Annotated in this window: 16 protein-coding genes, 4 pseudogenes and 1 other annotated feature (1 of these 21 cut by a window edge); of the genes and pseudogenes, 16 read left to right on the plus strand and 4 right to left on the minus strand. The window is 31.6% G+C overall.

What is annotated here, in order from left to right; all coding sequences use genetic code 11:
* Window positions 1-49: 49 nt before the first annotated feature.
* From ACSVC9_RS05220 to ACSVC9_RS05265, 10 genes and pseudogenes are all read left to right on the plus strand, one after another.
* Window positions 50-1957, plus strand: coding sequence for a MutS-related protein (locus tag ACSVC9_RS05220; protein WP_446899292.1), 1908 nt, complete (start codon window positions 50-52; stop codon window positions 1955-1957).
* A 52-nt stretch (window positions 1958-2009) separates the two neighbouring features.
* A pseudogene (locus ACSVC9_RS05225) lies at window positions 2010-2396 on the plus strand (RNA polymerase sigma factor); the annotation flags it as partial.
* Window positions 2397-2437: 41 nt separating this feature from the next.
* The gene (locus ACSVC9_RS05230) at window positions 2438-2641 is read left to right on the plus strand and encodes a hypothetical protein (RefSeq protein WP_446899293.1); all 204 of its coding nucleotides are present in this window, start codon (window positions 2438-2440) and stop codon (window positions 2639-2641) included.
* Window positions 2642-3215: 574 nt separating this feature from the next.
* Window positions 3216-3383 carry a hypothetical protein gene (locus ACSVC9_RS05235; RefSeq protein ID WP_446899294.1) on the plus strand — a complete coding sequence of 56 codons (168 nt, stop codon included), beginning with the start codon at window positions 3216-3218 and terminating at the stop codon, window positions 3381-3383.
* 37 nt (window positions 3384-3420) lie between these two features.
* Entirely contained in the window at window positions 3421-3648 is a 228-nt protein-coding gene (locus ACSVC9_RS05240) for a hypothetical protein (RefSeq protein WP_446899295.1), read from the plus strand.
* Window positions 3649-3721: 73 nt separating this feature from the next.
* Window positions 3722-5020 carry a S41 family peptidase gene (locus tag ACSVC9_RS05245; protein ID WP_446899296.1) on the plus strand — a complete coding sequence of 433 codons (1299 nt, stop codon included), beginning with the start codon at window positions 3722-3724 and terminating at the stop codon, window positions 5018-5020.
* A gap of 237 nt (window positions 5021-5257) precedes the next feature.
* Window positions 5258-6402 (plus strand): annotated as a pseudogene (locus tag ACSVC9_RS05250) (helix-turn-helix domain-containing protein).
* On the plus strand, window positions 6374-7267 hold the full coding sequence (locus tag ACSVC9_RS05255; protein WP_446899809.1) for an ABC transporter ATP-binding protein: 894 nt from the start codon (window positions 6374-6376) through the stop codon (window positions 7265-7267). Before ACSVC9_RS05250 ends, ACSVC9_RS05255 begins: the two are co-directional and overlap by 29 nt.
* 192 nt (window positions 7268-7459) lie before the next feature.
* The gene (locus tag ACSVC9_RS05260; RefSeq protein ID WP_446899810.1) at window positions 7460-8254 is read left to right on the plus strand and encodes an ABC transporter permease subunit; all 795 of its coding nucleotides are present in this window, start codon (window positions 7460-7462) and stop codon (window positions 8252-8254) included.
* A gap of 209 nt (window positions 8255-8463) precedes the next feature.
* Window positions 8464-8628, plus strand: coding sequence for an oxidoreductase (locus ACSVC9_RS05265; protein WP_446899297.1), 165 nt, complete (start codon window positions 8464-8466; stop codon window positions 8626-8628).
* 104 nt (window positions 8629-8732) lie between these two features.
* Here ACSVC9_RS05265 and ACSVC9_RS05270 read toward each other — a convergent pair whose 3' ends face one another.
* The gene (locus ACSVC9_RS05270) at window positions 8733-9026 is read right to left on the minus strand and encodes a hypothetical protein (RefSeq protein WP_446899298.1); all 294 of its coding nucleotides are present in this window, start codon (window positions 9024-9026) and stop codon (window positions 8733-8735) included.
* Between the two features lie 112 nt (window positions 9027-9138).
* Here ACSVC9_RS05270 and ACSVC9_RS05275 point away from each other — a divergent pair, with 112 nt between their 5' ends.
* The 5 genes and pseudogenes from ACSVC9_RS05275 to ACSVC9_RS05295 all read left to right on the plus strand — a co-directional run bounded on the left by ACSVC9_RS05275 (window position 9139) and on the right by ACSVC9_RS05295 (window position 13245).
* Window positions 9139-9852 (plus strand): putative ABC transporter permease, encoded by a 714-nt coding sequence (locus tag ACSVC9_RS05275; RefSeq protein WP_446899299.1) that lies wholly within the window; start codon window positions 9139-9141, stop codon window positions 9850-9852.
* Window positions 9806-10330: an HD family phosphohydrolase gene (locus ACSVC9_RS05280; RefSeq protein ID WP_446899300.1), complete on the plus strand. Its 525-nt coding sequence runs from the start codon at window positions 9806-9808 to the stop codon at window positions 10328-10330. Before ACSVC9_RS05275 ends, ACSVC9_RS05280 begins: the two co-directional genes overlap by 47 nt.
* Before the next feature lie 33 nt (window positions 10331-10363).
* A complete protein-coding gene (locus ACSVC9_RS05285) occupies window positions 10364-11254 on the plus strand; it encodes a YidC/Oxa1 family membrane protein insertase (protein ID WP_446899301.1) in 891 nt (296 codons plus the stop codon).
* Window positions 11255-11293: 39 nt separating this feature from the next.
* Window positions 11294-12545: pseudogene (locus ACSVC9_RS05290) on the plus strand (radical SAM protein).
* Between the two features lie 118 nt (window positions 12546-12663).
* On the plus strand, window positions 12664-13245 hold the full coding sequence (locus ACSVC9_RS05295; RefSeq protein ID WP_446899302.1) for a TetR/AcrR family transcriptional regulator: 582 nt from the start codon (window positions 12664-12666) through the stop codon (window positions 13243-13245).
* A gap of 112 nt (window positions 13246-13357) precedes the next feature.
* Here the strand turns inward: ACSVC9_RS05295 and ACSVC9_RS05300 are convergent.
* Window positions 13358-14576: pseudogene (locus ACSVC9_RS05300) on the minus strand (patatin-like phospholipase family protein).
* Window positions 14577-14702: 126 nt separating this feature from the next.
* Window positions 14703-17228 carry a Ryanodine receptor Ryr gene (locus tag ACSVC9_RS05305; RefSeq protein WP_446899303.1) on the minus strand — a complete coding sequence of 842 codons (2526 nt, stop codon included), beginning with the start codon at window positions 17226-17228 and terminating at the stop codon, window positions 14703-14705.
* A gap of 235 nt (window positions 17229-17463) precedes the next feature.
* Here ACSVC9_RS05305 and ACSVC9_RS05310 point away from each other — a divergent pair, with 235 nt between their 5' ends.
* Window positions 17464-18003 (plus strand): hypothetical protein, encoded by a 540-nt coding sequence (locus tag ACSVC9_RS05310; RefSeq protein WP_446899304.1) that lies wholly within the window; start codon window positions 17464-17466, stop codon window positions 18001-18003.
* Between the two features lie 74 nt (window positions 18004-18077).
* Here ACSVC9_RS05310 and ACSVC9_RS05315 read toward each other — a convergent pair whose 3' ends face one another.
* Window positions 18078-19256: an aminotransferase-like domain-containing protein gene (locus tag ACSVC9_RS05315; RefSeq protein WP_446899305.1), complete on the minus strand. Its 1179-nt coding sequence runs from the start codon at window positions 19254-19256 to the stop codon at window positions 18078-18080.
* 85 nt (window positions 19257-19341) lie between these two features.
* Window positions 19342-19499, minus strand: a binding site (T-box leader); it runs 94 nt beyond the window's last position.

A 19499-nucleotide genomic window follows, 5' to 3' on the forward strand; every position in this document is an offset into this window, starting at 1 on the left:
GTAAAAATTTTTATAACTCCTTTAAAAAGGTGGTTTCAGGACAAAACAGATGAAGGATGATTTAATTGGAGGGATTAAGGAAATGTTATCGGCACTGGAAGAATATGAAAAAAGAAAACACAGGTACAATTTATTAATTAAAAGACAACAAAAATGTATGACTGGCATAAGTAATCTAAGACTTATTATTTTTATAACAGGATTTATAGTTTTAATAGAAATGTATATATTAAGAAAACCTTTTATATTTAATCTTATAGTTTTAATTATAATCAGTTTGTTATTCTATCTAGTTTATTTACAGACAAACATGAAAGCTAAAATAATGTACTCGGTTGTATTGACTGAAGTAAATCACACTTCAATAAAACGATTAAATGGAGAATGGAAGAATTTTGAGGATGTTGGCGAGGACTTTATAGATAAAAATCACAATTATTCATATGATCTTGATATTTTTGGCAAAGGTTCTCTATTTCAATTGATAAATACAGCCCACACTTGTATTGGGAGGCAGAAGTTAAAAAAATTGCTGGTAGAAAAGCCTCGAGATAAGCAAAGTATATATGACAGACAGTCCGCAGTTATAGAGCTTGCACATAAAATCTATTTTAGACAGCGATTTGAAGCAGAAGGAAAAATGATTTCAAATAACAAACAGAATTCAAAGGAACTTTTTTTATGGTTAAAAGAGAGAAAAAATTCCATATTAAAAAAACAAACAATTTGGATTTTAAGAATTCTTTCAACTGTAACAGCAGTAACTACTTTAACCCTAGTGGTTAAAATAGTTTCCTTTATTTTAGCTGCCTTATTTGATGTTCATAAAACTGTACCAAAAATATTTTATTTGATGCCCTCTTATGTTCCTGTCACTCTAATTTTAGTTCAGTGTATTATTCTAAAAATAAATAAAAAAGACAGAATTAAAAATTTAGTTATTGCTGAAAGATATAATTCTGATATAAAAATGTATAAAAATATGTTTAGACTTATAGAGGAGCATGAATTTAAATCAAAGTATATTGTAAATTTATGTAGAAAACTTTACAGTAATGATGGATCAAGTGCATACAGCCAAATAGAGGCTTTTTCTAAAATATGTGGGTCTATAGCCAATAGGCGTAATATGTTGTATCCCATTTTGAATCCAATCCTCATGATAGAATATTACTGGAATATTTCTGTTGAAAAATGGAAGATTAAGTCGGGAAACAGCTTCCAGGAGTGGATTGATGTAATAGGAGAATTGGAAGCTTTATGCAGCATTGCAGTTATTAAATATGATAATCCACATTGGGTTATGCCTGGGATTGTAGCTGGATCATCAAAAATTACAGCAAAAAATATGGGGCATCCTCTTCTGGAAGAAAAAAAGCGTGTATGTAATGACTTGAATATAGGAAAAGCTTATTCGGTTATGCTTGTAACAGGGTCTAATATGTCTGGAAAGAGCACATTTTTGAGAACTGTAGGGATTAATATTGTATTGGCATATGCCGGGGCTCCTGTATGTGCCGAGAAATTTTTCTGCACTATTATGGATCTTTACAGCTGTATGAGGATAAATGATAACTTGGAACAAAATATATCTTCTTTTTATGCAGAGATATTGAGAATTAAGAATATTGTTGAAGGCTCAAAAAAAGGACAAAGGATATTGTTTTTATTAGATGAAATTTTTAAAGGAACCAATTCTATAGACAGGCATACTGGAGCAATGATCTTAGTAAAACAATTGAGTAAAACCGATAATTTAGGATTTATATCTACTCATGATTTGGAGCTAGGCGAAATGACAAATTATAAAGAATCGAAAATTAGAAATTATCATTTTTCCGAATATTACAGGAATAACAAGATTTATTTTGACTATAAATTGAAAGAAGGAATTTCAGACACGAGAAATGCTGTATATTTAATGAAATTAGCTGGTATTGAAATAGAAAAAAATTAAAAACCTTGAAACGCTTTTACGATAGTTGAGTCTTATATATGGGAGGTGTAAAATGGCAGACTTTGAAGAAATATATGCAGAAAACTTTTCTGATGTATATAAATACGTGCTGTCCCTGTGTTGTAATGGGGATATTGCCGAAGAAGTTACATAGGAAACTTTTTTCAAAGCCATGCGGCATATAGATAAGTTCAATGGTAGCTGTAAATTGTACGTATGGCTTTGTCAGATTGCTAAAAATACTTACTTCTCGTTTTCTAAAAAACAAAAGGGGGGTTCCCTGAAAGCAGATACGGATTTTACATATACAACATCAGATTTAGAAAGAGATTACCTTGATAAAGATGAGGCGAGACGATTGCACGTTCTGCTCCATAATCTGAATGAACCATACAAAGAGTTTTTTACTTTAAGGGTATTCGGAGAACTGCCTTTTATTTAAATTGGTGAGTTATTCGGGAAGACCGACAGCTGCAGGCAATGGAGGATGTATCATTATTGGTTAACAATGCAGAACAGAATTTGAAGGATGCTGAGGCAGTAAAAAAATTATCAAAAAGGTGGAAGAAAGGAATGGTAAAATCATTATTAAGGGGCATTTTAATGACAATCGTGGTAATGGCTTTTCTTGCTCTGCTTCTCTATTGCTTTATAGGTTTTAGAATTGAACCCAAACCTTATTGATTGAAGGAAAATAATGTAGACCACTATAATTGAATAGGAGAATATACTCAAAAAAATACAGCAGAAGTACAATTTTACAGGATGTTTCCAATGGCAAACATGGCAGCAGAAGTGGATGACAAGCAATAATTGTGTTTTAATTTGTTTATCAAAAGTTGTGCTTTCGTATGGAGTATCCGCATTGGGATTGGTAATCTGTTTGCTTGCTATGCGATTAAAAACAGTATGGTATCAACAATTGTTTGCCTTGGCTATGTGTTATTAAGCTAAACACTGATATCGGTGATAAGAAACTTAAGCAGTTTTTCTGATAATATAGCTGTAAAAGTTGTGGAATGGTGCATCCGATGCTCTATTTACGGCATGTCGCTCATTGTTTCCGGAATATCAGTTTCCGCCCGCCTAGCAATGAGCATTATGATAAATTTGTTTGTTAATCCTGTCTTTGGCTACTGCACTGATTCTTTTAATACAGTATTTAATATTATGATATTACTTTCTGCAATCCATAAAGTGCAAATAAATTGAAAGTATTTACCTATATTGTTATAATATATATAATAAAGTCGTATATATGAGGTTAACTTCTACTATAGAAGATCATGCTGCAGTCATAAATGGATGGATAACATCTGAGGATGATAATGCATTAGTTCTAATGTATCCTGCTTATGAATGTTATAAACAAGCATATTCTTCAGGAAGTACATTTTATTTTTTTGGAAATACTACAATGGCCTAGTATACAGCGGCATGTTTAATGCAAATTTTAAGCTGGTATGCAAGAAAATCTTAAGAATTGTATTTTATTATATTTAATGTATGTAAATATAAATAAGAATTTTTTAAAAGAGAATATAGATACCATAAATTTAAAAGATGATTTAGAGGGGAATATATATTCAATAAAAATAGCTTATCAAACCTTAATTTTATTTTCTGATAAAATACATGTTATATCTTATGATAATAAGAATGATGTATTATCAAGTAAATGGTATGTATAAAAAAGTAACCTTATAGATTTTTTTAATAAATTGTATTCTTCTATATATAATTCTAGGTAAAAAGAGGTAAATTATGAAATTAAAAAAAAGAAAAATGATCATTGTATCAATAATAATACTGATAATAATAATTACAGCTGGTATTTTTATATATAATTTATTTAATAGAAGTACAAACTCACCTGTATTGAAATCAGCAGATAGAAATGAGAAGTGGAGGGTGGATTTGCAGTTTGTAAAAAGAGAATTACAAAAAAAACATAAAAATTTATTTTTTTCAAAGAGTAAAACTGAATTTGATAGGGATATGGATTTACTTATAAGCAGAGTTGGAAAATATAATGATATGCAAATGAAAGGACAGCTTTCAAAAATAGTAAGTTCTATGAATGATAGTCATACAGCTGTTGATATATATGGTGATTCAGCTTATCCCATAAAGTTTTTTGAATTTGAAGATGGTATATATGTAGTGGATGCACCTCTTAAATATGAGAGTTTATGGGAGAAAAAATTGACTGGAATAAATGGATATTCAATAGAACAGCTGCATTCCAAAATTGATCCGTTTATATCCAAAGACAATAATGCCATTTTAAAAAATCAATTTTGTAATTTGATAAGATCTAATGAAGTTCTTAGAATTTCAGGAATAGCTGAAGGAAATAATGTGGTCATGAATTTTTCAGGAGATCAAAATAATAATGTAAAGGTAGAGCCTTTGAAAGAATCTGACTATGAAAATATAAAGTTTTTATCAAATGACTCAAAATATGTTTCAAAGATTCCTTTTACAAAACAAAAAATGGATGAAAATTATTGGTTCAAGTATATTGAAGACGGTAAGATAGCTTATGTTAAATACAATAGCTGTCAGAATATGAAAGGTTATTCATTTTCAAAGTTTACCGGGGATACATTTAAAATTATTGATAATAAAAAAGCAAGTATACTTGTTGTAGATCTAAGAGACAATGGAGGGGGAAATTCTAAAATTTTCAATACTTTTCTGGATGAACTTAAAAAGAGAGGCAATATAAATAGTAAAGGACATCTATTTGTCATAATAGGTAGAAAAACATTTTCATCTGCTATATTAAATGCTATGGACTTAAAAAATGGTACTAATGCAATTCTTGTTGGAGAACCAACAGGGGGAAAGCCAAATCATTTTGGAGAAGTAAAAATGCTCAATTTGTCAAATGTAAATGTTGATATACAGTATTCAAGTAACTATTTTAAAACAAGTGATAAAGATCTGGATTCAATTTATCCAGATGTTAATATTAAATTGAAGTCTTCCTCATATTTCAATGGCAGAGATGACTTTATGGATTACATTAAAAGTACAATCCAACGCGAGAACAAGTAGGTAAAATATTTTTAAGCACAAAAAGGAAGGGCCTCCAGCAATTACCTAGCTGAAAGGCCTTTTATTCATAAAAGGAGAACTTAGAGGCAAAAATGAGAACCAAGTGCATCTTCTTTTGGATGAGAGATAGCAGCTGTTTTCAGGTTTCCTTCAGGTTGACTTTTTCTACTAAAATCAACTATAAATCCATTTACGGTAAACAGATGAACATGTAAAATATTATTAGAGGTGATGGATATGAAGGTGCTTAATATAGGCAAATACATTGTTCAGATGAGAAAGAAGAGGGGAATAACACAGGAACAGCTGGCAGATTACATTGGAGTTTCCAAAGCATCTGTTTCCAAATGGGAGTCTGGCTTGTGCTACCCTGATATTTTGCTTCTTCCAGAGCTTGCATCCTATTTTAACATTTCAGTGGATGAATTACTGGGATATTCACCGCAACTTACAAAGGAAGAGATTAAAAAAATATATAATAATCTTTCACATGAATTTTCCGTGAAGTCCTTTGATGAAGTGATAAAGCAGTGTAACAAATTAATAAAAAAGTATTATTCATGTTTTCCTTTTTTGCTCTCCATGATTCAATTGTTATTAAATTACTCCATACTGGCAAAAACGGAAGAGGTGAAAAAACAAATTTTTCAACAGTGCATATTGCTGAGTAAGAGGATAAAAGAGGAGTCGGAGAATATTTCTGATATAAAAGATGCAAATACCAAGGAAGCGTTGGCAGAAATGGCATTGGGAAACAGTGAAGAAGTCATCCGCCTGTTGGATAATGAATTGGCTCCCTACAGCGGAGATGATGTCATACTTGTCAATGCATACAGGATGCAGGGAAAAGCTGACCAGGCAAAGCTCGTGAATCAGATACTGCTTTATAACAACATAATAAACACATTGACACTTTTAAACAATTATCTTTTCTTGAATGTGGGAAAACCAGTTCTATTTGAGAAGATCTATTCCCAGGGTCTTCAAATCATCGATTCTTTTCAGCTCACGGAGATTTTGACAAATGATGTTTTGGAATTCATATTACTGCCGCGCAGGGATATCTTACGGAGCAAAGGAAAGAAAAGGCAATTGATGCTTTAGAGCGATATGTGGATACTGTATGCAAAATTCAATTTCCATTGTATTTTAAAGGAAATGAGTATTTTAACCAGGTAGTCGAATGGTTTGAGGACAATAGCTGCATCGGAACAAATACTCCAATAGATGAGATAACAATCAAGAAAAATTTTGTTGATACGATTGCTGAAAATCCTGTGTTCAAATCATTAAGAGGTGATGAGCGGTACAATTTGCTTGTTGAAAGATTGAAAGGGAAATTAGGTGAGACAGATGGATGCCATAAATATAGAAAATCTTAGAAAATCCTATGATGGGAAGGTCAATGCTTTGAACAATGTAAGTTTGAGCATACCGAAAGGTGAGATATTCGGTTTTCTCGGGCCCAATGGATCGGGAAAAACCACCACAGTCAGAATACTAAATGGGATTCTTTCAGCCACATCAGGTAATGCTGAAATTTTCGGAAGACCTTTGGGGAAAAATAATATTGAGATTCATAGATTGTGTGGAGTTATGACTGAAAGTGCCTCTTGTTATGAAAATCTTACTGCAATGCAAAATCTGATATTCTTTGGGAAAATGCACGAGATGGGTGAAAAACTGATTGACGAACGAGTTGATTTTATATTAAAAAGGCTGGAGCTTTGGTATGTAAAGGACAAGAAGGTAAAATCTTTCAGTACGGGAATGAGAAGGAGGGTTTCACTGGCTGTGGCATTAATTCACAATCCTCAGATTTTATTTCTTGATGAACCTACTTCGGGTTTGGATCCGGAAAATGCATTGAATGTTACAAGGCTTATAAAAGAACTTGCTGAGGAAAACCAGGTTACGATATTTCTCTGTACCCATCAACTAAAATATGCTGAGGATATTTGTACACTATATGGTTTTATAAATAATGGCAATGTCCTTGGTCTTGGTACCTTTGACGAGCTTGCTTCAAGAAAAAATGCAGCTCTTCAGTTGAAGATAAGAGGGAAAAATATTTCGAAGAAACTCGGATTTATTCATGAAGATAGTGACATATACAGCAAATCCATTGCAGGAGACAAAGAGGTAAATACTTTAATACAAAGCATACTAGCAGATGGTGGTGAAATCTATGAGGCAGTACAGCAGAAATGGTCCCTGGAGCAGCTGTACTTTAAATATATCAAGTGATTCTTAGGTTCAGGTGGAGTTTTGCTAATAAGGAATACTTTTCTCCACCTGAACCTTAGAAGAACTTATCCAGGCGCGTAACAGTGCTTATCTCCTACTTTGAGAAGCTGGGAAGTATTAGCAATGGTAGCGATCGGATAAAAGGTGTATCCGGTGATACAACACTATAAATTTGAGGTGACTGAAAGAATGATGAATAAAAGTGAAAAAGCGTTGATATATAAAGATATAAATGAAATAACAAGTTCAAAGCGGATTATTCTTACCATGACTATCGTACCAATTGTTCTGATTGTAATCATACCTCTGTCAATACTTATCGGTGCTAATTTTATCGGAAGTGATTCAGGTGCGTTTACAAAGATGGCTCCTCTTTTAAAAAAGCTGCCTTCAGAATATAGTGTATATACTCCTGCTCAGCTTTTAATAAAGGTATCGCTGAACTTTATGTTTCCGTCATATTTTCTTATAATTCCAATAATGTGTTCAGGAGTTATCGGAGCCAGCAGTTTTGTGGGGGAAAAGGAACACAAGACCATGGAGTCCCTGCTTTATACGCCGATATCCATGGAACAGCTGCTCAGAGCCAAGATTTTAGGTGTCTTTGTGCCATCTTATGTAATTACCTTTATTTCATTTATAATCTTTGGCATTATATTTGATATTGGTGGTTTCATCTATTTTGGAAAACTAATTTTCCCGGATATAAAATGGCTCATAATCATATTCTGGATTTCACCTGCAGTCAACTTATTGTCGCTGACATTTACTGTGATGGTATCTGCAAAATCGGAAACCTTCCAGGAGGCACAGCAGGTAAGCGGGTTTCTTATCATTCCGGTAATTCTTTTATTGGTGGGTCAGATGACAGGAGTACTTTTGCTCAATAATCTTGTAATGTTTATAGGCGGCGGCGTTCTGCTAATACTTGATTACATGTTGATAAAAAGGATTTCCTCTAGGTTTATTCCTGAAAAACTGATTTGAGTACACATTAGATAATATTATCATCGGATTTTACGCCTAATAGGTCACAGTTACTCATAAAATGAAGCTTTATTATAGTGCCTTTACCTAGTGCACTTTTAATCTGAATTTCAGCATAGTGAATTTCAGAAATTTTTGAACACAATGCATTAGACGAACCCGGCAATGTAGTTGTTGAATATGAGCACCAAGAACTCTTTCAAAAGAACATGTGTCCAATCCATGGAATCCACGGCTACTTAGTGAACCAATTCTTATCACCATATTATAATCGAAGAACTGATCAGTATGAAGATACGCTAGAAAATCAGATGAGGTTTTTAATAGAAATTTATCAAGGTATGCGTAAAGTTTTTGGTGCAGATTCCCAATAGGATTGAAATTAAATTCCACTGATGATTTCAAAGAAGGTGGTTTCACTTCATAAGGTTTTTTAACTGGAGTCCATCAAGAGAATTTTTCTTTTGATGGACTTGAATTATTCTGTCATATTGTTCAGCATTTTATAAAGTAGCTTATACAGTTCATCCATTTCTTCCAATTTCAGTTTCACATATTTTTTAAGCAGTATGGGAATTTCAACCGCCTGCTTTTTAAGTCTGATCCCATCATCAGTTAATGTAACCACTAGGTTATTTCTATCATTTTTTGAACTGGTAAGTGTAATGCATCTTTTGGATTCCAGCTTTTTTAAAACTGGTGTCAGGGTACCAGAGTCCAGGTAAAGATATTCTCCAGATTCCTTAACATTTAACTTTTTTCTTTTCCACATTTATGGTATTGACTGCACTGTAGATATCATGATAAAATGTTATCATTCAAACGTACGAATTAATAAATATCTTTATACTTTACAAACTAGATGCATTTAGGAGTGAAATATTATGAATGATTACAGTATTCTATTTTTGTTTTTTACTTTTTACTCTTTCCTGGGATGGTTAATTGAAACCACTTTTGCAAGTATAAATAAAAAAAGCTTTGTCAACAGAGGATTTCTAAACGGACCTTTTTGTCCAATATATGGAGTTGGAGCTGTTCTGGTATTGCAGATACCCTCACTAACAGGCACTTATTCTGAAAATTATTCTTTACTTATAGGCATTTTATTATCTGTTATCATGGTTACATTGCTGGAGTATGTAACTGGCTTTATTTTGGAAAAACTTTTTAATTGCAAATGGTGGGATTACAGTGACAATTATGGAAATATCAAAGGATATGTTTGCCCAAAATATTCATTGCTATGGGGAATACTTGCATTTATGGTAGTTCAAATAATTCAACCATTGGCATTATCAGCATTTTTGTATGTTCCTCATAAAAGTAAAATTTATATTCTACTATTTTTGATGATTTATTTTATATTGGATACAATAAAATCTACAATTGATGCATTGAAACTTAGAAATATAATTATCAACTACTTGAATTTTCCTGTAAATACTTACTACAAAAAAATAATGAAATATGAAAGATTTTTAAAGGCATGCCCTAGAATAGTCATTTTGATTTTAGAAATGGCAAATCAGAATATAAGAGGTGTAGTAAATGATAAAATCTATAGAATCAAAATTGCATTTAAGAATATATTCTAAAATTGATCTTAATAATGAATACAGGCAATGTATTGATGATTTAATTACTAGCCCGATTGTGTTATCCATGAGGAATTTTGTACAGCACAGCAATTTATCATGCCTTGAACATTGCATTAATGTTTCCTATAAGAGCTATGTCATATGCAAATATTTAAATTTGAATTATCGTTTTGCAGCCAGAGGTGGTCTGCTTCATGATTTGTTTTTATATGATTGGCATATATCAAAGCCTGGAAATGGATTACATGCTTTTACCCATCCTGCTGCAGCATTGAAAAATGCCAGTATGTATTTTAATTTAAATGATGTAGAAAAAGACATAATAGTAAAGCATATGTGGCCATTAACCTTAAAATTTCCAAAATACAAAGAATCATTTCTAATATCATTCGTAGATAAATATTGTGCTTTTACAGAAACCTGCAGCAGTAAAACTAAAAATTATATCAAAGAGATAGAAAAAATATATACCTAAAATATTGAAAAAGATAAGAGAGGATAAACTACTATGTTTGATTTTATTGCATATCCCATAGGACACCTTTTGAAATTCATATATGAAATATCATCATTTAAAAATTACGGGATTTCCATTATTATGTTGACAGTTATTATAAGAACATTGCTGCTTCCACTGTATATAAAACAGTACAGGTCGACTTCAAAGATCGGTGAAATTCAACCAAAAATAAAAAAGATTCAGGAAAAGTATAAGAATGATAGAGAAAAGTTGAGCCAGCATATGGCTGAACTGTATAAGGAGAATAACATAAATCCGGCAGGAGGATGCCTTCCTATGCTTTTGCAAATACCTATTTTATTTTCTCTTTATTATGTTATATCCCAGCCTCTAAAATATATGTTCGGAATAAAGTCATCGATAATTGAGAAATTATTCAATACTATACCTCAAAATATGGTAACTGTAAAAAATATGCATGACTTAAGTATAATAAATTATTACAACAATAATATGGATAAATTAACTCTTGTGAATTCAATGCTGAATAAAAATGAATTGCTGAATATGAACTTTTTTGGCATAAATCTGGGCTATATACCAACTTTTAATTTTCACAATATTAGTACCCATGACATGACTTTGATGATAATACCTATTCTAGCTGTAATAACTACTTATATATCCACTAAATATTCTTCACAGGATATGCCTTCATCTGAAGATAAAATGCAGGATTCAATTCGAAAGAATATGCTTTTGTTATCACCGGTTATGACTGGATTTATTTCGTTTCAGGTACCTGCAGGAATGGGGCTTTACTGGATAATAAGCAATATATATCAGATATTTCAACAGATGTTCATGAACAAATTTATTATAAAAAAAGAATCAAATACAACAATAAGGTCAGCAAAATCAAAAAAGAATATTAATTGATAAAATAACTTTGCTATTAAACTCAAGGAGGATTTTTATATGAAATTTGATTTAGACAATTTTAACAAGAGTATAAAAGAAATGACCATAAAGGTCGGGTTCAAAATAATTGATCAAAACCCTGAAAAGAATGTAGATAGATTATTTCAACTCACAGAGAAAATTGGAAAGGATGAATTTACAAAAGACAAAATTAGAAGTGTTAAAGAATACTATGATGAAATTCCTTCAATAAAAGAATATGTCCAGGATATACTGAAAAATACAGATAAAAATTGTTTGAAAAATTTTTATTCAGATTTTATAGGCAATGCCATGTGGTATGGAATCCACAAAAGAAAAAAATCGGAAACCTGAATAGCACAAAAATTCCCTTTGTACTGCTTATAAGTCCATCAATGAGGTGTAATCTAAGATGCACTGGCTGTTATGCTGCAAACTACAGTAAAAAAGACGATATCTCACGGGATGAAGTAGATAGGCTTATAAAAGAGGCAAGAGATATGGGAATATATTATATAGTGGTTTTTAGGCGGAGAACCATTTTTTAACGAATATATGCTGGATATTTACAGAAAATATAATGATATGTATTTTACATCATTTACCAATGGAACTCTGTTTGATGAAAAATTAGCCCAAAAGTTGGTTGAACTGGGAAATGTGATGCCAATGTTTTCAATTGAAGGATGGAAAAAGGAAACAGATGAAAGAAGAGGAAGTGGAATCTACGATTTAGTTATAAATATGTTTATGCCAGTGGGAGATAGTCCTGTGGAGGAGATGAATTATATGCTTTCGCCGGAGGGAAGGATATACCTGGGGAGAAGGAACAGACAAATTAGAACCAGCAAAAAAATATTTACAATTGATTTTTTCAATGATGCACCCTATGTTGGAGGATGTATTTCAGGTAAATGTTATTGTCATATAAATTCAAAAGAAGATGTGGAGCCATGTATATTTTCCCATTTTGCTGTAACAAATGTAAAAAACAAATCTCTGATAGACGCTTTTAAATCGCCTTATTTTAAAAGCTTAAGAGCTAATCAGCCTTACAATAAAAATCTGTTAATGCCGTGCCCGATGATCGACGATCCGCAGTATATTCGTAATATCGTAAAGGAGACTTGGTGCCTATGCCACTCACCCCAGTGCCGAATTGATGGTAAAGGATAAAGAATTCATGTATAAATTAGATAAATTGGCCAAAGATTTTAAACCTTTTTCAGACAAAGCATTCAAGGAAGATTTTAATGATGAAGGCAATTACAACATGTCCAAAGGTTAAAAGAATATCTAACTCCAATTTAAAAATGTATTCCAGTATGCTAATATATATTTGTAAAATTATTTAATTTTCCAAGCAGGTAATTTATATATGTAAGCTATGTAGGAGTTGAAATCAAATGGGTGAAAAAATTGAAAATATCAATCAATCTGAAAGAATATTAAATGCAGCTTTTAAATGTATCTCTACAAAAGGATATGCTAATGTTTCTTCAAGAGATATTGCAAAAGAAGCTGGTGTTGCTCTTAGTCAGTTAAATTATTACTATAAGAATAAAGAGGGATTATTTAAAAAAGTTGTAGAGATGTTATCTAAGAAGTACTTTGATGAAATTGAAGATAATTTAAAAAAAGGTACTACAGGAAGTGAAAGTTCACTATACCTAATAAAATATTTTAAAGAAATGCTGAGTAACAAACCTGAATTATTTAGAATCCTTTTTGATTTAGCCAGTATGTCGCTTTGGTCAGAACCCTTAAAAAAGCTTCTTAAAAATCTTTTTGAGGGGTTGGCTAAACTAATTGAAAAGTATGTAGTGAATAATTCTGCAAATAATGAAAAACTAAAAACATGTTCTTCACTTTCATTATCAAGGTTGATGTTGGGTACACTTTTAGGAACATCAATCCAAGTAATGCTGACAGATGAAAAGGAGGATTGTCTGAATGCATTATCCACATTAAAGCTGATACTTGATTGAAACTAAAGATATAAAATTTTAACATATAAAAGGCAAGTCTAAGTGTAAGTGTTAAGTCATAATAAATTTAATACTTATACTTATTTTGCTTATAATATGAGAACCAATTAACCTAGCTAAAAACTCTTAATAATTCATTTCCAATTTTTTGAAGTATAATTTCTTTTGGATATGTTAATGCCAACTTCATTTTTCCCATAATCTCTAAAGTTAAGTTGTTTGAATAATTTACCTTTTCTAAATCTGCATTTTTAATGGCTGCTATAAAGTTATTGAAGGTATACACCTTATATCTTTCTATTTGTCTTAGTCCTGCCATATATTCTAAAATTCCTATTACAATATCTTCATAATTAGAAAAAAATTGAATATTAACAATTTTAGATATGTTCGGGAGAATTTTTTCAAATAATAGTTTTCTTGATTCCATTGGAGGTAACTTCATCATTATACCTAGCTCATTTATTTCTTTTTTAGATATAGATGATAATTTATAAAAAAGTATTTCTTCAGTATAATTAGATTCTATATAATATTTTTTACCTTTGAGTCCTCTAATAAAGCGCATAGCATTACAATATCCCATTTTTAAATTTGTTTGAATAAGATTATTATCAAAATTTAAAACTCTTCCTAAATCTTCAGAAGGAATAATATTTACTATTTTTATATTTCTATTTTTAACTTTTTGTACGGGAGCCATACCCAAAGTTCTTATAGCTATTACTTCTGTGTATCCTTTTTTTGCAAGAAGGTTGATAGGACAATTGTCATAGAAACCTCCATCTATATAATAACTGCCTTCTAAAGGTTCTATTTTAAAGACAGGAAAATTTGCACTAGCCATTAAGTAATTTATAATCTTGCCATTTGGTATATCTTCTTTATAAAGATTTAATGGTTTTAAATCAGATATGGAAACTGTAACCATTCCAAAGTCAATTTTAGATTTTCTTAATTTATCTTCATCTATAATATTACTTAATATTTCTTTTATTTTTTTTTGTATCAATACCTCTGTTTTGTATAATATTTTTTATTGTTGATAATATATAAAAGAAAGTTTCACTGTCTATATTTTTATTCATAAATTTTTCTATATGAACTTTTTCAATATCAAAGATTGTAGATATATCTATTTTACTCCACCAATTATAGCCCCTTTCAAAATCATCCTGAGCAATAACTGCTCCATTAATTGCTCCAATTGATGTTCCTACTACACCATCAAATTTGTATCCTTCTTCAAGAAATGCTTTCGTGGCTCCCATGTGAAAAGCACCTTTCGCACCTCCGCCTTCTAAAGCTAAGCCAATCATATTATAATACATCCTTTCTACACAATAATTTGAAAACAACAAAATTAATTATTTGTAATATTATTATTACCACAGTGTTATCAGATTATATGTCATCGAATAAAGAATATGAGAAGTGAATTTGGAGAAAATGAATTCTTAGGTATTTTTCACATCTGATGATAATCCAAATTTTAACTTTTCTATTTTAAAGTTGGAATTTGCAAGTATCTTCGGCCAGTATTTAACATAGTCCATTATTTTGTCGAAAGATAGTATTGTAAAATTAGACTCCGATATTTTGTGAAGTAAATATTTCTGTTCGCATTTTGCTAGAATTTCCGATTCCTCTTCTGTAAATTCAATTATTTCAGTATCGTTTATTTTGGATACGGAGATTAAATCATAGTAAGCATTGCATAGCATGTTAGGAATATGTCGTATATTATCTCTAATGAATTCCTTTTGATTATTGTCAAGTTTATCCCAGTATTCATCGGGATTGAGACTGACATTATCCATGCCTTTCTGTATTAAAATGTAGTTATAGTTAAAGGCAGTGGAAAGTTCATCGATTTTTTCATTAAAGAATTCCTCTCTCATTAAATGACGATAAAACTCATCTTCGTCAACATGGAGTCTTAATTGATCCTTAGGCGGCAGATAAGATTGTTCCCATTTTTTTGAGTTCGTCAGTCTGCTCATTTCCAATATTGCTTCCATGGATCTTGATTCATGTTTATATATACTTATTTTCAAGAGTGCCCGTAATACTCCCCTGTCTATCTGTGCTTCTCCTCTTTCACTTATGAGATGAGGTACTTTGCGTTCCATAAGGGATCTGAGCAACATTGCCCTCCGTATAATGAACAGTTGATCATGTTGTTCATCTGTTTGATTGAGTCCTAAAATATTCACATAGCCCCTTAGTCTGCTTATGAAATCAGGACCTTTTGCACTTTGAAATTCCCTGCTGAATTCTTTATATTCAGTTTCATCTGTAATGTTTTCTCCACAAAATTCTTTAAATGTACTGCTTGTTCCTCCTGCAAATACAAAAATAGCTTTTCCGATAGGATGAATTGAATTGTCTTCTCTGAATATACCATCCTGCATAGGAGCCAGAAAGTACTTTAACCATCCAAGTTTTTTCTCAAAAGTTGAATCAAATTCATCAAAGAATACAAGAGGAATCTTACCAATAAGAGAAATGTCCCTTATTTTATGGAAGCTTATAATTAGATCCGACAATGTTTGAAACTGAGATAAATTAAAATCCAGTTTTTTAATCAGATTTGGAGCCACACAAGAAGCAACTTCAGTTACTCCAAAAGATTTTCCGGAACCAGGCGTTCCAAATACAGCAATACATAGTGGTCGAACTACATTTCTGGAAAGAATGTATTCTGACATTAGGTTTTTAATACTCTTATAAGCTTCAAATTCATCTCTGTCAACAGTTTTCAATTTACCAAATTGTGCTATTGGTATGTATTTAAGAGCACTTTCTTCTCCATTTTTAACGATGTCGTAGGCTATTTCAGTGAGATTGGTAGAACTTTTGTCTTTTATAATATACCAGGATGATTGATACTTGGGATTATTTGAATTGGGTATTTCTACATCCTGTATATATTTTTTGTATATAAAATCATTTTCGCCTTCACTGAAAATTGAAGGACTAGGGAAAATACCTTCTACAATATTTTTCCCGAAGCCATGTCTGAAATATTTTTGTGTGGCAACGATTCCCTCTCTTATACCATCATCAATGGATTCATCGATAGATTTATTTTTTAGTTTTCCAAAAGCTACTGATTTTGCCAGCCCGGCAACAAAACAGGAAGTGAGCCCGTACATTTTACCATTGATTTGCTTTATTAAATCTCCTTCAAAGGCATATGTCAAAAAATACAGTTTTGATTTAGTTTTCCCGTCATTTCTATAATATATGGCGCCTTCCAAACCTAGTGGAACGATCAGGCGACTGCACTTTGATAAAAAAGTAAGGCTTGGATTATTTTTTATTTGCCATACAAAGTCTAGCGCAGTTTTTTCCCAGGAGAGATTTTTGCTTATATTAACTTCTTTGGAACGCAGGTCATCTCCATTTATAACTATTAAAGTATTTTTCATATGAAATTTTTCTAGGTGATTCCAGAGTTTAGTTGAATTAGAGGGATTATCCATCTTGTATATAATTGTTGGGTGGCTACTAGTATCTTTTAGAGCTGAGGGCCAGAATTCTTCATTGTTATTAAAACCATTATTTTCATCGTCTAGTATAACCAGGTTTGTATTTTTATTGTCATCTATAATTGGAAACAATTTTGGATTTCCAAAAAATATTTCTGTAAACCCCAAAAATGACTTAACTCTATATATCCTATTTTTATTTTTTTCGCCTGCTGCTGTTGGAAAGAGACCCAATTGTATAGTGGAATTTAGAAGACCATCGGGCAGACGATTTTTGTCATAGTTTATTTTTGGTGAAACAACATTTGCACCTGTAGACAGAGCTACAAATTTGGCTAAAAGCAATGCTTCTCCTTCACTTAATCTGCTGCATATATGTGGGTACTGCTGCCAGCTTAAGTCACTTATATACTCGTTGTTGATTTGCCAAAATAATAGGTTCACACATACATCACCAGATACAACGATATTGAAATCTTTGATTTCCATAACTTTAACCCCTTCTTTCCTTACTATATATCTATTCAAAATATTTTTTAATTAATATGCAAAAGAATATAATTATATTATAACTCCTTATATATATTTTTTATAGGCTTGCTATAATTGCCTACAAATAAAAGGGTGTGTTAAAATAGAAATCTAAGGAAGAGTTATGCTGCAAAGGAATATTTGCTGTTATATGAGAGTTGTGGCAATATTATAACTTTTAAGGAGAAAAACAATGATAAATTTATTTAAGGCATTTGCCGCAGAAAAGGATTTTTTTTATGATGGAGCATTTATTGCCAAAGTGTTATATGAAAATTTTCAGGATAGTTTTGAAGAGCAGCATGAAACCTATAGAAACGAAATCATTAAAAACAGCAGAAGACTTTGTGTAATATGCTGTACAGGATATTTTAAGGGTGAAGCCGCAGAAAAGCTTACAGTTTATCTGATGATGAATGTAAAAGCTAAAAAATATGAAAACAGGGGAGATTTTAGGCAGGAAGGCAGTTTTTGGCATAGTTTTTCAAAACAGGACATTGCAGATTTTAGCCATACGACAGGTGATACAAATTCAATTCATCTTACAGAAAATCCTATTGTACAGGGATTGTTGATTTTGAAGGAACTTTGTTCTATTAGTAAGGTACATAAGATAGAGGTAAAATATATTCATCCTATTTATGGAGATAATCCAGTTTATATAAAGCGTAGCCAAAGTATTATAGAAGGATTCAGCAAAGGAATATTATGTTTTAAAGCAAGTTTTAGTTAGACCAGTCAAAGCTTATTAAGTAATTCACTGGTCAGAATTTTTAGAGGGTACGTTCTGTGCCTGCCTTTTAAGGCTTACAAAATATTTTTTATTGCTCTGGCCAACCTTTTGATACCCTCCTCAATCATTTCTTTATTGGAATTTGTATAATTCAATCTTAGCGTGTTGCTTCCATTTTTATTGATATAAAATGGATCACCGGGAACGAAAGCAACATTTTCTCCTGCTGCAACTTTAAATAAATCCAGTGATGAAATTTCTTCAGGAAGAGTTATCCAGAGAAACATACCTCCTTCAGGTTTTGTATTTTTTATGTTTTCAGGAAAATATTTTTCAATCATATATACCATGCAATCTCTCTGTCCTCTATATAGTTCTCTGATTTTTCTTATATGATCTTCAAGATCATTGTCTATCAAAAACTGATATACTACTCTTTGTGAATAATAATTAGTGTGCAGATCAGCCGCTTGCTTTGCTATTATTAATTTTTCCATTATTTCATCTCTGGCACATATCCAGCCCAGTCTCATTGCAGGGGCTACTATTTTAGAAAATGAACCAAGCATAATGGAATTATCTTCAAGATATGTTTTTATAGGAGGAAGGTCTTTCCCTATAAATCTCAATTCACCATAAGGATCATCTTCAATGAGAATTGTATTGTGCTCTTTCAGGATATCTGCAGTTGTTTTTCTGTTTTTTTCTGAATATGTAATTCCAGAAGGATTTTGAAAATTTGGAACCGTATAAAATAATTTGGGACTGCAGGAGTCAAGACAATCTTCAAGTGCATTAGTATCCACGCCATCGTTATTTAGTGGCACGGAATTAAAAACGGGTTCAAAAAGTGAAAAGGCCTGTATTGCACCTAAATAACCGGGACGTTCAATGAGAACATTGTCATTTTTGTTTAGAAATACTTTTCCAAGCAAGTCCAACCCTTGCTGTGAACCATTTGTTATCAATATTTCATCAGCATTAATTTTTAATCCGAATCTCTTGAAATATCTTTTAGCGATATATTCTCTTAGAGGAAGATAACCTTCGGTAGTACTATATTGAAGGATATTACTGCCGTTTTCATCCAGTACTTTCTGTGAAGCTTCTTCAATTTCTTTAATTGGGAAAGAAGATGGATTTGGAAGCCCACCTGCAAAGGATATTATTTTAGGGTTTTCTGTTACTTTAAGGATTTCTCTTATGAATGATTTTTGAACTTTATTCATTCTTTCGGCAAATGATATATTCATTGATATTACACCACTTTCTAAAGTTTATTATAGGTCTTTGTCCAATGCGCATTTGGAGAAACCTAAAAAACCCTTCGTCCTATTATAATAGGACGAAGGGTAAAATTCGTGGTACCACCTAATTTTGTACAAATGTACACTCTTTGTATAGTACGGGCATATGTGCCGATACTATCTCCCTTTTAACAGTGGGATTCTGTTAAAGTCTACTCACCTATAAGGCTTTCGGTTTAAAACTCCGTG

Source organism: Clostridium sp. LBM24168 (genome assembly GCF_052953915.1).